The 14,355-nt window shown below is 62.2% G+C and carries 15 protein-coding genes and 1 pseudogene; 6 read left to right on the top strand and 10 right to left on the bottom strand.

Going from position 1 to position 14,355, the window contains the following annotated elements; genetic code table 11:
- Positions 1-62 precede the first annotated feature (62 nt).
- The 6 genes from ACVWZ5_RS12625 to ACVWZ5_RS12600 all read right to left on the bottom strand — a co-directional run bounded on the left by ACVWZ5_RS12625 (position 63) and on the right by ACVWZ5_RS12600 (position 7,892).
- Positions 63-1,445, bottom strand: a complete 1,383-nt coding sequence (locus ACVWZ5_RS12625) for a sensor histidine kinase (protein ID WP_028690744.1) — start codon at positions 1,443-1,445, stop codon at positions 63-65.
- Complete coding sequence (locus ACVWZ5_RS12620) at positions 1,423-2,103, bottom strand: response regulator transcription factor (RefSeq protein ID WP_028690745.1); 681 nt, start codon at positions 2,101-2,103, stop codon at positions 1,423-1,425. The genes ACVWZ5_RS12625 and ACVWZ5_RS12620 overlap by 23 nt, the downstream gene beginning before the upstream one ends.
- A gap of 156 nt (positions 2,104-2,259) precedes the next feature.
- On the bottom strand, positions 2,260-3,279 hold the full coding sequence (locus tag ACVWZ5_RS12615) for a branched-chain amino acid aminotransferase (RefSeq protein ID WP_028690746.1): 1,020 nt from the start codon (positions 3,277-3,279) through the stop codon (positions 2,260-2,262).
- Between the two features lie 117 nt (positions 3,280-3,396).
- A complete protein-coding gene (locus ACVWZ5_RS12610; RefSeq protein WP_280070982.1) occupies positions 3,397-5,004 on the bottom strand; it encodes an ATP-binding cassette domain-containing protein in 1,608 nt (535 codons plus the stop codon).
- 324 nt (positions 5,005-5,328) lie between these two features.
- Entirely contained in the window at positions 5,329-6,555 is a 1,227-nt protein-coding gene (locus tag ACVWZ5_RS12605; RefSeq protein ID WP_050706189.1) for an MFS transporter, read from the bottom strand.
- A 299-nt stretch (positions 6,556-6,854) separates the two neighbouring features.
- Positions 6,855-7,892, bottom strand: a complete 1,038-nt coding sequence (locus tag ACVWZ5_RS12600) for a GGDEF domain-containing protein (RefSeq protein WP_062574294.1) — start codon at positions 7,890-7,892, stop codon at positions 6,855-6,857.
- 488 nt (positions 7,893-8,380) lie between these two features.
- Between ACVWZ5_RS12600 and ACVWZ5_RS12595 the strand changes: the two are divergent.
- Positions 8,381-8,488 (top strand): annotated as a pseudogene (locus ACVWZ5_RS12595) (NAD(P)H-dependent oxidoreductase); the annotation flags it as partial.
- On the opposite strand, the gene ACVWZ5_RS12590 reads toward ACVWZ5_RS12595, so the two are convergent.
- Positions 8,455-8,922, bottom strand: a complete 468-nt coding sequence (locus ACVWZ5_RS12590) for a hypothetical protein (protein WP_155721662.1) — start codon at positions 8,920-8,922, stop codon at positions 8,455-8,457. The pseudogene ACVWZ5_RS12595 and the gene ACVWZ5_RS12590 sit on opposite strands and share 34 nt — an antisense overlap.
- Here ACVWZ5_RS12590 and ACVWZ5_RS12585 point away from each other — a divergent pair.
- Positions 8,903-9,421, top strand: coding sequence for an AAA family ATPase (locus ACVWZ5_RS12585; RefSeq protein ID WP_062574292.1), 519 nt, complete (start codon positions 8,903-8,905; stop codon positions 9,419-9,421). The genes ACVWZ5_RS12590 and ACVWZ5_RS12585 overlap by 20 nt on opposite strands.
- A gap of 90 nt (positions 9,422-9,511) precedes the next feature.
- Positions 9,512-10,021: a GrpB family protein gene (locus tag ACVWZ5_RS12580; protein WP_457340651.1), complete on the top strand. Its 510-nt coding sequence runs from the start codon at positions 9,512-9,514 to the stop codon at positions 10,019-10,021.
- 103 nt (positions 10,022-10,124) lie between these two features.
- On the opposite strand, the gene ACVWZ5_RS12575 is transcribed toward ACVWZ5_RS12580, so the two are convergent.
- A complete protein-coding gene (locus tag ACVWZ5_RS12575; protein ID WP_457340650.1) occupies positions 10,125-10,529 on the bottom strand; it encodes a MerR family transcriptional regulator in 405 nt (134 codons plus the stop codon).
- 74 nt (positions 10,530-10,603) lie between these two features.
- Here ACVWZ5_RS12575 and ACVWZ5_RS12570 point away from each other — a divergent pair, with 74 nt between their 5' ends.
- Positions 10,604-11,668, top strand: coding sequence for an SDR family oxidoreductase (locus ACVWZ5_RS12570; RefSeq protein ID WP_457340649.1), 1,065 nt, complete (start codon positions 10,604-10,606; stop codon positions 11,666-11,668).
- 79 nt (positions 11,669-11,747) lie between these two features.
- Here ACVWZ5_RS12570 and ACVWZ5_RS12565 read toward each other — a convergent pair whose 3' ends face one another.
- Together ACVWZ5_RS12565 and ACVWZ5_RS12560 are read right to left on the bottom strand one after the other, a co-directional pair.
- The gene (locus tag ACVWZ5_RS12565) at positions 11,748-12,089 is read right to left on the bottom strand and encodes a sigma factor (protein WP_343580041.1); all 342 of its coding nucleotides are present in this window, start codon (positions 12,087-12,089) and stop codon (positions 11,748-11,750) included.
- Between the two features lie 118 nt (positions 12,090-12,207).
- Positions 12,208-13,125 (bottom strand): LysR family transcriptional regulator, encoded by a 918-nt coding sequence (locus ACVWZ5_RS12560; RefSeq protein ID WP_050706069.1) that lies wholly within the window; start codon positions 13,123-13,125, stop codon positions 12,208-12,210.
- 125 nt (positions 13,126-13,250) lie between these two features.
- Here ACVWZ5_RS12560 and ACVWZ5_RS12555 point away from each other — a divergent pair, with 125 nt between their 5' ends.
- Together ACVWZ5_RS12555 and ACVWZ5_RS12550 are read left to right on the top strand one after the other, a co-directional pair.
- Positions 13,251-14,009 (top strand): 5-oxoprolinase subunit PxpA, encoded by a 759-nt coding sequence (locus ACVWZ5_RS12555; RefSeq protein ID WP_457340648.1) that lies wholly within the window; start codon positions 13,251-13,253, stop codon positions 14,007-14,009.
- A 94-nt stretch (positions 14,010-14,103) separates the two neighbouring features.
- On the top strand, positions 14,104-14,349 hold the full coding sequence (locus tag ACVWZ5_RS12550; RefSeq protein ID WP_023629552.1) for an acetyl-CoA carboxylase: 246 nt from the start codon (positions 14,104-14,106) through the stop codon (positions 14,347-14,349).
- Positions 14,350-14,355: the final 6 nt, after the last annotated feature.

Below are 14,355 nucleotides of genomic sequence, written 5' to 3'. Positions count from 1 at the left end.
AGCCCTGTCGCGGGGCAAGTCGCATCGGCGCAGCGCCGATACGACTTGCCCCGCGATGCTTTTCAGGCCGCGCTGGTGCAGTGCAGAACCAATCTCGCCCCACCCAGCTCACTGGCCCCCACCTCCAAGCCGAACCCATGCAGGTCGACGATCGCCGCGACGATCGACAGCCCAAGCCCGAACCCCGGGTGGCGATGGCCTTCCTCGCTGCGGTAGAAACGCTTCAACACCGCCTCACGCTCATCCGCCGGAATCCCCGGCCCGCTGTCCTCGACCGCGATATGCACGCCTTGATCGTCCTCGCTGGCGACCATGCGCACCTGGCCGCCTTGCGGGGTGAACTTGATCGCATTGCCCACCAGGTTGGCCAGGGCCTCGAACAGCAATTCCCGATCGCCATGCAGGGCCGCCAGTTGCGCGGGCTGGCTCAGTTGCAGATGGATGCCGCCATCCTCGGCCAGTGGCAGGTAGAAATCGTGCAGTTCTACCAGCAAGCCTTGTGGGTCGAGTTGCACGAAGCCGGCCCGGCGTTGGCGGTCTTCCAGTTCGCTGATACGCAGCAGGCCTCGGAAGCGTGCCATCAGCGTGTCGGTCTCGCCGATCGCCTGGTCCAGCGCCGCGCCTTCGGCAGAATCGGCGCCGCTCTGCTGGCGAATGCGATAGAGCTGCGCGCGCAGGCGGGTCAGGGGCGTGCGCAGGTCGTGGGCGATGTTGTCACAGACCCCCTTGACCTCATGCATCAGCCTTTCGATGCGGTCGAGCATCGCGTTGACGATGGCGGCCAGCATGTCCAGTTCATCGCGGCGCACCGACACCGGCAGGCGGTGGGTCAGGTCACCGGCGACGATAAGTTCGGCCTGGGCCTGGATCGCCCGGATGCGTTTGAGCGGTCGGCGGCGCAGCAGGTACCAGCCGGCGAAGCCTGGAATCAGGGTCAGGGAAATGCCCCAAAGCAGCGCGTCGAGAATGATCCGGGTGACCACGAACAGCGAGCCGTTGTCGCGCACCAGCACCAGCCAGCGGCCGTCCTGGACCTTGATCGCCACGGCATCGCAGCTATCGCGGGGCAGGTGCGGATCGTCGGCGTCCAGGCAGCGCTTGAGCTCATGCACCGTGCCGTCCAGGCCCAGCTCCGGCGGGATGGTGCGGATGCGCCCGCCAATCGGGTTGAGCTGGGGGTCGAAGAGGCCGTAGGCGTCGAAGCTGCGCTCCTCGAAGGCCTGGCTTGCGATCAGCGCGTCGTCCAGCTGCTTGCCGCTCATGTGGGCGAACAGGTGCTGGCGCTGCAGCATGGAGTGGCGGGTGAGCTTGTTCAGGTAGCTGGTGACCTCGAAGTACAGCACCCCCATGAGGATGCTGCTCCAGGCCACGAACAGGAAGCTGTACAGCGCCAGCAGGCGGCTGGTGGAGGAGCTCCAGCCCTTAGACGGGTTCGGCAATGGCATAGCCGGAGCCCCGCACGGTACGGATCAGCGGGCTCTGGCCGGGCGAGTCGATCTTCTTGCGCAGGCGGCCGATGTGCACGTCGATCAGGTTGGTGCCGGGATCGAAGTGGTAACCCCAGACCTCCTCGAAGATCATCATCCGGGTGATCACCTGGCCGGAGTGGCGCATCAGGTACTCGAGCAGCTTGTATTCGGTGGGCAGCAGGTTCAGCGCCTGTTCGCCGCGGCGCGCCTCGTGGCTGATCAGGTCCAGCTCGAGGTCGGCGACCTGCAGGCGGGTCTGGGTCATCGGCACGCTGTTACGGCGCAGCAGCACCTCGACCCGGGCGGCCATCTCGTCGGAGGCGAACGGCTTGGTCAGGTAGTCGTCGCCGCCGGCGCGCAGACCGCGCACGCGTTCGTCGACGTCCGACAGGGCGCTGATCATCAGGATCGGCGTGGCGATCTTCAGGTTGCGCAGGGTGGTGACGATGGTCAGGCCATCGACCTCGGGCAGCATGCGGTCGAGGGTGATCAGGTCGTAGCCGCCGGCGATGGCCTTGGCCAGACCTTCGCGGCCATTGTCGGCCCAGTCGACTTCCAGGCCGTGGCTGGACAGTTCGGCGACGATTTCCTGGGCGGTGACGGCGTCGTCTTCGATGGTCAGTACGCGAGGCATGCTGGTTCCTGGGCGGCGAGTGGAGACCTGATTGTGCCAAAGAATAGACAACCGGCGATTTAAGAAAAATTCATCTGGCTGCCCAGGGCCGTGAAAGCCAAGAAAAACGGGGCATGCCATTGCTGGCATGCCCCGTTTTCACTGCAGGCTGAAGCCTCAGGCGACCTTGACGATCCAGCCCGCCGGGGCTTCGACGTCACCGCTCTGGATGCCGGTCAGCTCGGCGTAGAGCTTCTGGGTGACCGGGCCGACTTCGGTTTCACTGTGGAACACGTGCAGTTTGCCGTTGTACTGGATGCCGCCGATCGGCGTGATCACCGCGGCAGTGCCACAGGCGCCGGCTTCGACGAAGCGGTCGAGCTTGTCGATTTCCACGTCGCCTTCGATCACTTTCAGGCCCAGGCGCGATTCGGCCAGTTCCATCAGCGACAGGCGGGTGATGCCCGGCAATACCGAGATCGACTTCGGCGTGACGAATTCGTTGTTGGCGGTGATGCCGAAGAAGTTGGCCGAGCCGACTTCCTCGATCTTCTTGTGGGTCAACGGATCGAGGTAGATGCAGTCGGCGAAGCCGGCTTTCTTGGCCTCGTAGCCTGGTTGCAGGCTGGCCGCGTAGTTGCCGCCGACCTTGGCTGCGCCGGTGCCTTGCGGGGCTGCACGGTCGTAGTCGGAGATCAGGAACTTGTGCGGGGTCATGCCGCCCTTGAAGTAGGAGCCAACCGGGATGGCGAAGACCGAGAAGATGAACTCGGGGGCGGTGCGCACGCCGATGTTGTCACCGGTGCCGATCACGAACGGACGCAGGTACAGCGCACCCTTGCCGTGCGGCGGAACGAATTTTTCGTTGGCCTTGACCACTTGCTTGCAGGCTTCGATGAACTGTTCGGTCGAGACCCGTGGCATCAGCAGGCGGTCGCAGCTGCGCTGCATGCGCGCGGCGTTCTGGTCGGGGCGGAACAGGTTGATCGAACCGTCCTTGCAGCGGTAGGCCTTCAGGCCTTCGAAGCACTGCTGGCCATAGTGCAGGGCGGTGGAGCCTTCACTGATGTGCAGCACGTTGTCTTCGGTCAGGGTGCCCTTGTCCCACTCGCCGTTACGCCATACGGACAGGTAACGTTTGTCGGTCTTGATGTAGTCGAAACCCAGCTTGTCCCAGTTAATGCTTTCGTTACTCATGACACCCTCATTGCTCTGGCCCGAACACGGCGGGCTGCTTTTATATGCGCACCCCGCCACCATAATACATCCGGCGCGGATCGGGAACGGCCAGTCACACAATCCGCCGGGCGAGCATCAGGGCGTGGTGGGCGACAAACTATCTGGACTTAAATGCAGGCAGCCCTCCAGCACCAGGGACTGAAGAAACACTTGGTCATGCGAGACCACCAGCAGCGCCCCCTTGAACTGTCGCAACAACTGCTCCAGCGCCTCGAGCGACGGCAGGTCGAGGTGGTTGTTCGGCTCGTCGAGCAGCAGCAGGTCCAATGGCCGTTCCCGGTACAACACGGCAGCCAGCGCGACCTTGAGTCGTTCGCCACCACTGAGCAGGGCGCCGGGCAGGGTGATGCGTGCCGCGTCGATGCCCAGCTGCGCCAGCCGACGATGCAGTTCGTCGCGCTGCAGGCGAGGATTGGCGGCGCGCAGGTGTTCCAGGGCGCTTTGCCGTGGCCCCAGGCAACTGCCATGCTGGTCGAGCAGGGCGACTTCGCCGGTCAACCGCAGGCTGCCCGCGCGCGGCGCCAGTTCACCGGCCAGCACCCGCAGCAGGGTGGACTTGCCGCTGCCGTTGTCGCCCACCACCCCCAGTCGCTGGCCCAGGCACAGGCGCATGTCCAGCGCATCCGTCGTGCCCCGTGGCAGGCATAAACCCTCCAGGGCCAGCACCTCGCGCCCCGTATGCCGTTGCGGCGTGGGGGCGTGCAGCACGATCGGCACCTCGCGTTCGACCTGACGCGCCGCCTGGCGTACCTGTTCGTCCAGGGCCGCCTTGGCATCCCGCAGTTCGCGGCGCTGGCGCCCGGCGGTGGCCTGGCTGCGCTGCTGCTGTCGGTCGAGCAGAATCTGCGCCTGGTTCGCTTGCCTGGCCTGGCGCCCGGCGCAGGCCTGGTGACGCTCGAAGTTCTCACGCTGACGTTGCAATGCCTGAACCTGGCGTTGGCGCTGCTGCTTGAGGCGCAGCAGTTCCTGCGCGGCCCGTTCGACCTGTGCGGTGCTTTGCTGACGGTAGAAGCCGAAATCGCCGCCATAGGCGCGCAAGCCAAGGGGCGACAGTTCGACGATGCGTGCCATGTGCCCGAGCAGCGCCCGGTCGTGGCTGATCACCAGCAGGCCCTTTTCCCAGCCCTGGAGCATGTCCAGCAGCATGGTCCTGGCGCTGCTGTCCAGGTGGTTGCTCGGCTCGTCAAGGATCAGGTAGTCGGCCTCGCTCAACCAGGCGCCGAGCAGCGCGACGCGCATGGCCTGGCCGCCGCTCAGGTGCTCGGCCGGGTAGTGTGGGTCGAGATGGCCCAGGCCATGGTGTTGCAGTTGCGCCTGTAATCGCGCCCGAATGTCCCAGCGCTCGCCGACCGCGTCGAAGTCCTCCGGGTCGAGGCTGCCACGTTCGATCCGCTCGAGGGCGCGCAGCGTACTACCTACCTGGGCCAGGTCGGCGACGGTGGCGCTGTTGGCAATCACCTGCTGGTCGAGATGATGGACCCGGCCAAGGCGCAGGCAGTTTCCCTCACTGGGCTCGCGCAGGCCGGCCAGCAGTTGTCCGAGCAGGCTCTTGCCCACGCCGTTGCGCCCGACCAGCCCGGTGTGGCGCAGGTCGAAGGATTCGTTGAGGTCGGTAAAAAGCGGTCTGCCATCGGGCAGGACCAGGGTGACGCTGTCCAGCGTCAGGATCGACGAGCTCGTCATGCACAACTCCACTCATGCCGCGACATCTCCGGTACGGGCCGGAGGCTGAAGACTGGCCGTCAGGTAGACGGCGGCATCAATGGCGCATTGGACGAACACCTCGCAGGGGGAGTTGGATGTACAGGCTAGCCCAGCGGCAAGCGCTGGGCAACACCTGCGCAAGCGCACCGGGAATTCTTCGTCGGCAACAGGTCGATACGCCGCAGATGCGGCCAAGGGAATTGAGCTGCGTATCAGGTTGCAGTCGGTTCGCGGCTCGTCGGCGTAAAGAGTTGATAAAACGTGGGGCGGACACCGCCGGCCGGCCCACGCGAGATCGGTATTTCAGGAAGGTTGGGCCGCCAGGCGATTGCTGACGCTGCGTCCCAACACCAGCACCGTGACAAAACCGCAGCCCACCAGCGCCGTGGCCAGGCTGAACAGCACCGCGCTGCCCATCTGGTCGACGATCCGCCCACCGAAGAACGAGCCCAGGGCGATGATCACCTGGAACATGGCGACGAACAGCGGCATGCCGCGTTCCACATCCTTGGGTGCCACGACGAACATCCAGATACTGGCGCAGGCCGGGAAGGCGCCGAAGGCGAAGCCCCAGAGCGCGATCAGCATCGCCGCGCCAGTGAGGCTGGTGGCGAAGTAGGGGAACAGTGCGGTGCCGATGCCGATCATCAAGGCAACCAGCATCAGGGTGTAGCGCACGCTCTGGTTGGCGGCGAAACCGGCGAAGACATTGCCCAGCACCCCGGCCACGCCGTAGAGCAGCAACAGCGAGCCGATCATCGGTCCGTCGAAGCCTGCGTTGTGCTTGAAGAACGGCGCGACGTAGGTGTACGCGGCAAAGTGCGCCAGGCCGATCAGCAACACTGCGATCAAGCCTACCCGCGCCTGCGGGTTGACGAACAGCGCCGGCAGGTCGCTGATGCGGATGGCCTTCTCCGGGTTGAGCCGCGGCAGCAGCAGGACCTGCGCCAGCAGCACCGGCACGCCCACCAGTGCGGTGACCAGGAAGGTCATGCGCCAGCCCATGAGCCCGCTGAGCCAAGTGCCCACGGGCACGCCGAGCACGGTGGCCAAGGTCACGCCGACCATGATGATCGAGGTGGCCTGCGCCACGCCCACGCCCTTGGGCGCCAGGCGGCCGCTCAGGGCGATCGCGGTCGCCCAGAAGCCACCGATGCTGATGCCCAGCAGTACCCGGCCGAACAGCAGCAGGCCGAAGTCGGTGGCGTAGGCCACCACGGCGTTGGCGACGATCATGATCAGCGTCAGGGCGATCAGCAGGTAGCGTCGGTCGAGGGCGCCGATGCCCACCGACAGCAAGGGCGCGGCCAGGGCCGCCATGATGCCGGGCAGGGTCACCATCAGGCCGGCCTGGCCTGCGCTGATGCCGAGGTCGGCGGCGACATCGTTGAGCACGCCCACCGGCAGGAACTCGCTGGTCACCAAGGCGAAGGCGCCCACGGCGACCGAGAGAATCGCCAGCCACTGCTGACGGACGCTCTGCTGGCTGTGTTCGGGTGGGCTGTGGGGGGACGGGTTGGGGCTTGGCATGGTGCGGGCTTCCATAGGGGACTGTCGCCTGGGACAGGCGCTGCAGCGAGGGGAAAACGGGGAGGCGATTATAGGGGGTGGATTTTGCAGCTCGACAGGCGGGCGGCTTGATAGTAATCATCAGTGGGATCGATGGGTGGCCTGGGATAGAGCGTTTGGCCATCCCTCTCAAGGTTTTGCGATTGTTGGGATAGACTGCTCAATTCAAGATTGCCGGGGTCGCTTTGCGACCCTTTCGCGACACAAGGTGCTTGAGGCTGTGCGCTGAGGCGGCCTGGTACTAGTTCCGCCTTGGATTCTCACAAGATCGGCGGTGCATAGACAACTTGGTCGCGCCCTCCCTGTTTGGCTGCGTAAAGTGCGCTGTCGGCGCGCCGTAATGCATCATCGATCTGCTCGCTATCGGCGACTAAAGTACATCCCACACTGAGGCTCACCCTCAGCGGACCGCTGGAGAGTTGCATCGGTCTGCTGCCAACGATCAGGCGCACGCGCTCCGCGATCCGCACAAGCTCGTCACCGTCATTTACCCGCAGCAATGCGACGAATTCCTCACCGCCCTGGCGTACCAGCAAATCCTGCGGGCGAAGGGCAGCTCGCAGACGACGGGCACACTCGCAAAGCACCTGGTCACCTTCAGCATGACCATACTTGTCGTTTACAGACTTGAAGTGGTCAAGGTCCGCATACAGAGTACCCAACTGCAGACCTTTCTCCTTTGCCAAACGGCGTTCACGGTCCTGGAAAGCGGCCAACGCGCCGCGGTTCCATAGCTGTGTTAGCGGATCAAGCAAAGCCTTGCGTTGCTCACGGTCCATTTCAAGGCGTAAGTCGTGGTTGGCCTGTATCATGCTGCGCAGTTGCAGATAACCCTCCGCGAGCGTGGCCAAGTCTCTGAAGTTGGCCTGCTGGGCCTCACTTAGCAGGCGTGGGCGAGGGTCGAACATGCATAGCGTTCCGATCGCTTTGCCGTTTCCGGCACGCAAGGGGTGACCGGCGTAGAAGCGGATGTAGGGTGCGCCAAGTACCAGCGGATTGTCGGCGAATCGAGAATCGCACTCGGCGTCGGCCACCAGCAGGGTGTCCTCACCCAGAATGGCGTAGCCGCAGAAGGACACATTGCGCGGAGTCTCGTTTACGTCTAGCCCGATCCTGGCCTTGAACCATTGCCGATCGTGATCAATCAGGCTGATCAGCACAGTATCCACGTGCGCCACTTCCTGAGTGAGCCGCACCAGCGTATCGAGGTAATGCTCAGCCGGTGTATCCAGCACATTCATTTCATCGAGGGTGCGCTGGCGCAACGTTTCGTCAGTCGGTATGGGACAAGCCGGCATGTCGTTTCTCCAGTCCATGGGGTAGCGTCTCCCAAAAGGTAAGGTTTGACGCCGAGACTGAATCTACTCTAGACAGTTGAACGGATAAGGTCGAAACCATCAGTCGCCAAGGGTTGCTCATGGGGATTCTGGACCCCCTCAAGGCTGGCAGAACGCTATCGATCCATTGCAGACCTCGTACGCCATTGCGCGCTGCTAGGCCCGCAGCTATCGGCCAGAAGAGCTCGATTGTTCTCATAGATGGACGAGACTATTACGGCGGTTCACCTCTGGCCGTTTGCTGCTCTCGGCGTAGGACCGCTATGGGTCGTTAGTGGTCAGTCGCTGAACGACTGCTATCGACCCATAGCTGCCATTCACCAAGGGCAGGAATTCTAGCTTTGGCCGCTGGATGTCGCGCACTGAAACGGCCCCAGAGCAGCTTGAGCAGTTGACTCTCCCGTTATGGTCAGGCTTTACCCTGCACGCCTCATGTTCAGGATGAAGTGATGATGAGCAAACGAGTACTGGTGGTGCTGGGGCACCCGTCAAGCGAGAGTTTCTGCGCAGCGCTGACCGAGAGCTATGTCGAGGTGGCCAGAAGTGCCGGCCATGATGCCTCGCGAGGCACGTAATCAGCAGTATTGAAGCCAATACCAAGCGACGTGAGAATCCACACATTGGCATGAAACTGGAGTGCTGGTTTACCGCCTACCCTCCACAATCCGCAGGGTGTCATCAGGTCCCGTGTGAGCAGGAATGCGGTCAGGAGTATTGCCAAACGCAAACCCATCAGTGAGCAAGGCGTGATCCAGAACCAGACGGCGAACAAGCCGAGGACAGGAGAGAGCGTCAGTAGGTAATCCAGCAGCGGCGTGAGGGCGTTGAGCACCATCATTTCATCCGTGAGAGCGGCAGGGAACAGAATACTGGACCTGCGTCCAAACGGCTTCGAGAGTGTGCCTGCAGTTGACCATGTCGGCCATTGCCGTAAAATCGCGCGCCCAAAATCCAGCCGGCAGGGAGCTTCAATGCAACGGGTGATGATCATTGGCCAGCCAGGTTCTGGGAAAAGTACGTTGGCGCGCAAGCTCGGTGAGCGCACGGGCTTGCCGGTCGTGCATATCGACACGATTCACTGGCAGCCAGGGTGGGTCGAACGCAGCCGGGACGAGAAGACGCGTCTTTGCCATCAGGTCGAGGCCCGTGAGCGCTGGATTTTCGAAGGTGGGCACTCGACCACATGGAACAACCGGCTGGCCCGCGCTGACATGCTGATATGGATCGATCGCTCGGCGCCGCTTCGATTCTGGCGCGTGTTCCTCAGAACGATGCTGAACCGCGGTCGATCCCGGCCCGACCTGCCGGACGACTGCCCGGAACTGCTGGCCAACTTGCCGGAGTTTCTCGGCTTCATGTGGCGGACGAAAACCTCGTCCCGGGAGGCAATCAAGCGATTCGTGGCGACAGTCCCGCCGGGATTTCGCGTGGTCTGCCTGCGGTCCAACCGGGATACCGAGGTATTTCTCGCGAGTCTGGGCACAGGCTGATCAGGCTGCGCAAGGTCATTGGATACTCGTGGCGGCAGGCGCCTGCCGTGAAGGCGTGTCAGAACGTTTTAACCTGCGCAAGGATGGCCCATGGCGCTGACCAGCAAGATCACGACCTACAACCCTGAATGGCCACAACGGTACGAGGCGGACAAAGTGCTGCTCGTCTCGGCATTTGGTGATGAGCTTATCGCCATGCACCATGTGGGCAGCACGGCTGTCCCGCAACTCGCCGCCAAGCCCGAGATCGATGTGCTGATCGAGGTTTCAGAGCATTGCAATGCAGCAGCTCGAGACGAGGTGTTGCTTAGCTTGGGGTATGTACGCGGCACTGACCTGTCCGAAGGACACCACTTCTATCGCCGCAATATTGGCGAGGTGCGCACCCACAAGGTCCACATCTGCAGATGTGGTCACCCTTCAATCATCCAGATGCTGACCTTCAGGGATCTGCTCAGGAACGATGCCTCCCTGCGCCAGCGATATCAAGACCTCAAGATCGAGCTGGAGGCCACCAATACCGGGGGGATGGCTGAGTATCTGGAGAAGAAGGGGCCGTTTATCATCGCGGCGTTGCTTGAGGTTGGCATCAGACGGTGATGAGGGCGGTTGATTACTGGCGAGGCGCCCACGCGATACACGCGGAGCAATCGGCGAGCAGGCCCGCCAGGGAGCCGGGCCACGCTGAACAGTCAAGCCGGGACTATTGCGTTGCGCCATGCCCCTGTACAGGAAGGTGAGGAATAGTTTGCCCGAGGGCAATGGCACTGGTTTCAAGCTTCACACGCTCTGCATCCAGAAAAACATACGTGGCTTGCAAGGTGGTGATCTTCGTCTGAATTTCGGCCATCTTGCTGGCCACCAAGGCCGCGCCTTGCGCGCAATTGATCGTATTACCCCGCTTGGCAGCAAGAATGTCGCCAATCTCGGCGAGCGAAAAGCCCACGCCCTGGGCACTCTGAATGAAGGCCAGGTCAACAACGGCCTGATCGCTGTAGCTGCGATAGTTGTTGGCTTGTCGATGGGCCACGATAAGCCCGAGTTGTTCGTAATAGCGCAATGCATGGCGGCCAACTCCACTACGGCGCTCCAACTCTCCAATGTTCACAGTAAAAATTCCTTGACTGTAGAGCAGGCTCTACACCTTAGCCTGCCCCCATCATCCAAACAAGGGATTCAGGCATGAGCGTGGAATGTTTCGTCACAGGCGGCAGTGGGTTTATCGGTCAGCATTTACTGGCTCGTCTTACTGCGACAGGGCACAAGGTCTGGGTGCTTATGCGCCCCCCTGCAAACCTTGACCGCCTCAGGGAGCAGGTAAGCCGACTGGGTGGTAACCCTGCCTGTATCCATGCCGTTGAGGGCGATATCAGCAGAGAGGGGCTGGGGCTCAGCGAGGCAGACAAGCAGCGCGTGTCGTCGGCCTCTGTGGCCTTCCACCTCGCGGTGCAATTTTCCTGGGGGCTGACCATGGAGCGCGCCCGCGAAGTCAATGTGCAAGGGGCGCTGCGAGTCGCCAGGCTTGCGGCGAGCCAGCGCATCCGCTTGCTGATGGTGGGTGGCTTCATGCTGCAAAACCTTGGCCACCTGGCCAGTATCGGGGTGGACAATGAGCGCCCTGAAAACACGAACTGGCCCTCCGTCTACGCCCGTGCAGGTGGCTACGAAGGCAGCAAGCTCGAGGCTCATTTTGCGGTCATCCGTTACATGCAGGAGGTGGGCGCGGATTACACAATCGTTCACCCTGCTACGGTGTGTGGCCACAGCGAGAGCGGGCACATTGTCGAAGGACAACCTTTGGCCGAACTCATTCGAAATCTGGCACAAGGCCGGTTCAAGGCTGTCCCCGGCTCCACCAGGCACTGGTTGCCATTAGTCAGCGTCGATTACCTGGTGACCATGATAACTTGCGCGGCGTTCGACCCCTCGATGGCCAACCAGCAGGTCCTGGCGCTCTATGAACACACACCGAACTTGCAGGAGATGCTGGGGCAGATAGCCAAAACGCTGAATATCAAGGCACCCCGTCGCCATGTAGCGATAGGATTGCTGAGATGGCTTTTGACAATTCCCGGACTGGCGTCCCGATTCGCGATCAGCGCCGAGTCATTGAACTTTATTCAGACGCAACGCTTTGACATGCGTCATAGCCGGCAACTGGAACTGAAGTATCAGCTGACACATCCGGACATGGCGCGAGCTTTGGAAAAGACAGTGCGCTACGTCAATGGTTACTTGATCCATTGAAGCCCCCTCAGGCAATAGGCTGGGCCACGCCCATGCCATGACGCTCGCCATGCTGCCGATTACGGCCTATGGCTGCTCTTCACCAAAGGCAGCCATGGGGCGAAAACTGTCGGTTGCATCTGACCGCTATCGACCCAGGCGTATTTTCTCCAGGTGCTGCTGACGCTACTGCTTCGTCATGGTGTGGTTCAAGGGCTGCGCTGTAGTGGTTGGACAGGACACTGCGTGCCACCTTGGCCAGGAAAGGCCGAGGCTGGCGGATCTCAAGCGCCTCGTTGCTGGCCAACAGACGCATGAAGGTGTCCTGCATCAAATCAGCGGCGCGGTGTGAGCAGCTCAATTGCCGATACAGCCAACTACGCAACCAGCGGTGTTGCTGTTGGTAAAGAGCAGTGAGCTGAGCGGTATCGATAGATGCCATGAGCTGCCACGAAATTGATGCAAATGAGACTTAGTATCATATGTAATTGGGTAGCGACAAGAATGCAGGAGGGCGCGGGGCATGATTGGCCTGATGGATGAGGGGCATTTGCTTGCTTTCAACGCCGTGCGGAAAGTTGTTGCGGCGCCAGGAAGGCGTCGTGGAAGTAATTGTGGAACGCGTGCATCGCCGGGCTGAATTCCCGCTCGCGATGCCAGGCCAGGCCGACGCTCATGGGAGTGACCTTGTCGGTGATGGTCACCGTTTCGATGCGTTTACCCTCCAGCGACCAGGGACGGTGCACCAGGTCGGAGAGGATCGCCACGCCGCTGCCGTTGGCCACCATGCTGCGCACTGCCTCCACAGAGCTGGTGCGGATTCGCACGTTGGGCTGCTGCTGGGCATGTTCCCAGTAGCGCATGGCGCTTTGTTCGGCTTCGTCGACGGTAAGCAGGATGAACGGCTCCTGTGTGACGTCGGCAAGGCTCACGGCCGAGCGCTCGCACAGCGGGTGATGGCTGGGCAGCCACAGCCGGCGCTCGGAATTGAACAGGGTTTTCGAGACGATGTCCGGGTGGGTCAGGTTCGAGGTCAGCACCACCGCCATGTCGAATTCGCCTTCAAGCAGGCCTTGCTCGATGGCCTGGCGCTCCCGTTCGTGCACTTCGATAGCCACGTCCGGGTGCCAGTGTTCCAGGCGTTGCAGGTGATGGGGCAGGAAGTAGCCGATCACCGTGTAACTGGCCGCTACCCGCAACAGGCCGGTGGCGCGAACGTCCGGCAGTGGGCTGTTGAGGGCGTCCTCGACGCTGCGCAAGATCACGTAGGCCCGGTTGAGAAAGTGCCGTCCGGCATCGGTCAGGCTCATGCCCTGGGCCGAGCGCTGGAACAGTAGCGTGCCGAGCATGCCCTCCAGTTCCTTGATTGCAGTGGTCACCGCCGACTGGGAAATATTCAGATGAATCGCAGCTTGGGAGATTTGCCCGATCTCGGCCGTGGCGACGAAGTAGCGAACCTGGCGCAGGGTCAGAGACATGATCACTCCGCTTGATGAGGTATCTGATTCTCAGAAGATATCCCCTCGGATAATAGATCTTCCCAAGGGGGTGGCTGGAACTTAACGTGCTCTGCATGAAGTCACAAGCGTCAGGAGCACGTGTCATGCAGGCAGTAGATTTCAACTCGGACATGGGCGAAGGCTTCGGTCCGTGGACGATCGGCGACGGGGTCGACAACGAACTGATGGGCTTCATCAGCTCGGCCAACATCGCCACCGGTTTCCATGCCGGCGACCCCGGCACCATGCGCCGCACGGTCGAGCAGGCCAAGCGCCTGGGCGTGGCCGTCGGTGCCCATCCGGGCTTTCGCGACCTGGTCGGGTTCGGCCGCCGCCACATCCATGCATCGGCCCAGGAGCTGGTGGACGACATGCTGTATCAGCTGGGCGCCCTACGTGAGCTCGCCCGCGTTCAAGGCGTGGCCCTGCAACACATCAAACCGCACGGTGCGCTGTACATGCACCTGGCCCGGGACGAAGAAGCGGCGCGCTTGCTGGTAGAAAACCTGCAGCGCCTGGAGCCTGAACTGCTGCTGTATTGCATGCCCGACTCGACGATCTGGCGTATCGCCATGGAGCTAGGCCAACCAGTGATCCGCGAGTTCTATGCCGACCGCGAATATGACATCAGCGGCTCCATCGTCTTCACCCGCAATGTGCGTGCCTACGACCCCACGCAAGTCGCCGCGCGGGTCCTGCGTGCCTGTCAGCAAGGCGTGGTGCGCACGGTGGAGGGTGAAGACCTGGCGATCGAGTTCGACTCCATCTGCCTGCACAGCGATACACCCGGTGCCCTGGCACTGGTCGAGGCCACCCGCAAAGCGCTCGATGGCGCGGGGATCCAGGTGCGCGCACCGCGATAACGCCACCGAAGACACCTGGCACGCAGACGCCAGGGTTTGCTCGATACACAGTTTTTTTGCCTGCCTTTCTACAACTATTCCAAGAGGAACAGACATGGCGCAGCACACCGTCATCACCCCATTGCCTGGGACTTTCTACCGCAAAGCCACCCCGGAATCGCCGAACTACGTCGAGGCCGGTGCCAACGTCAGTGCCGACACGGTGATTGGCCTGATCGAGGTCATGAAGCAGTTTTCCGAACTGACCGCGGGTACGGCAGGGCGTCTGGACGCATTTCTGGTCGAAGACGGTGATCCGGTGGAGCCGGGTCAGGTCATCGCGACACTCGAAGATGCGTGAGGGCAC

The sequence above is a fragment of the Pseudomonas sp. TE6283 genome (assembly GCF_054060555.1).
The sequence above is the reverse complement of the archived record's forward strand: the minus strand, read 5'-3'. Positions and strand labels throughout refer to the sequence as shown.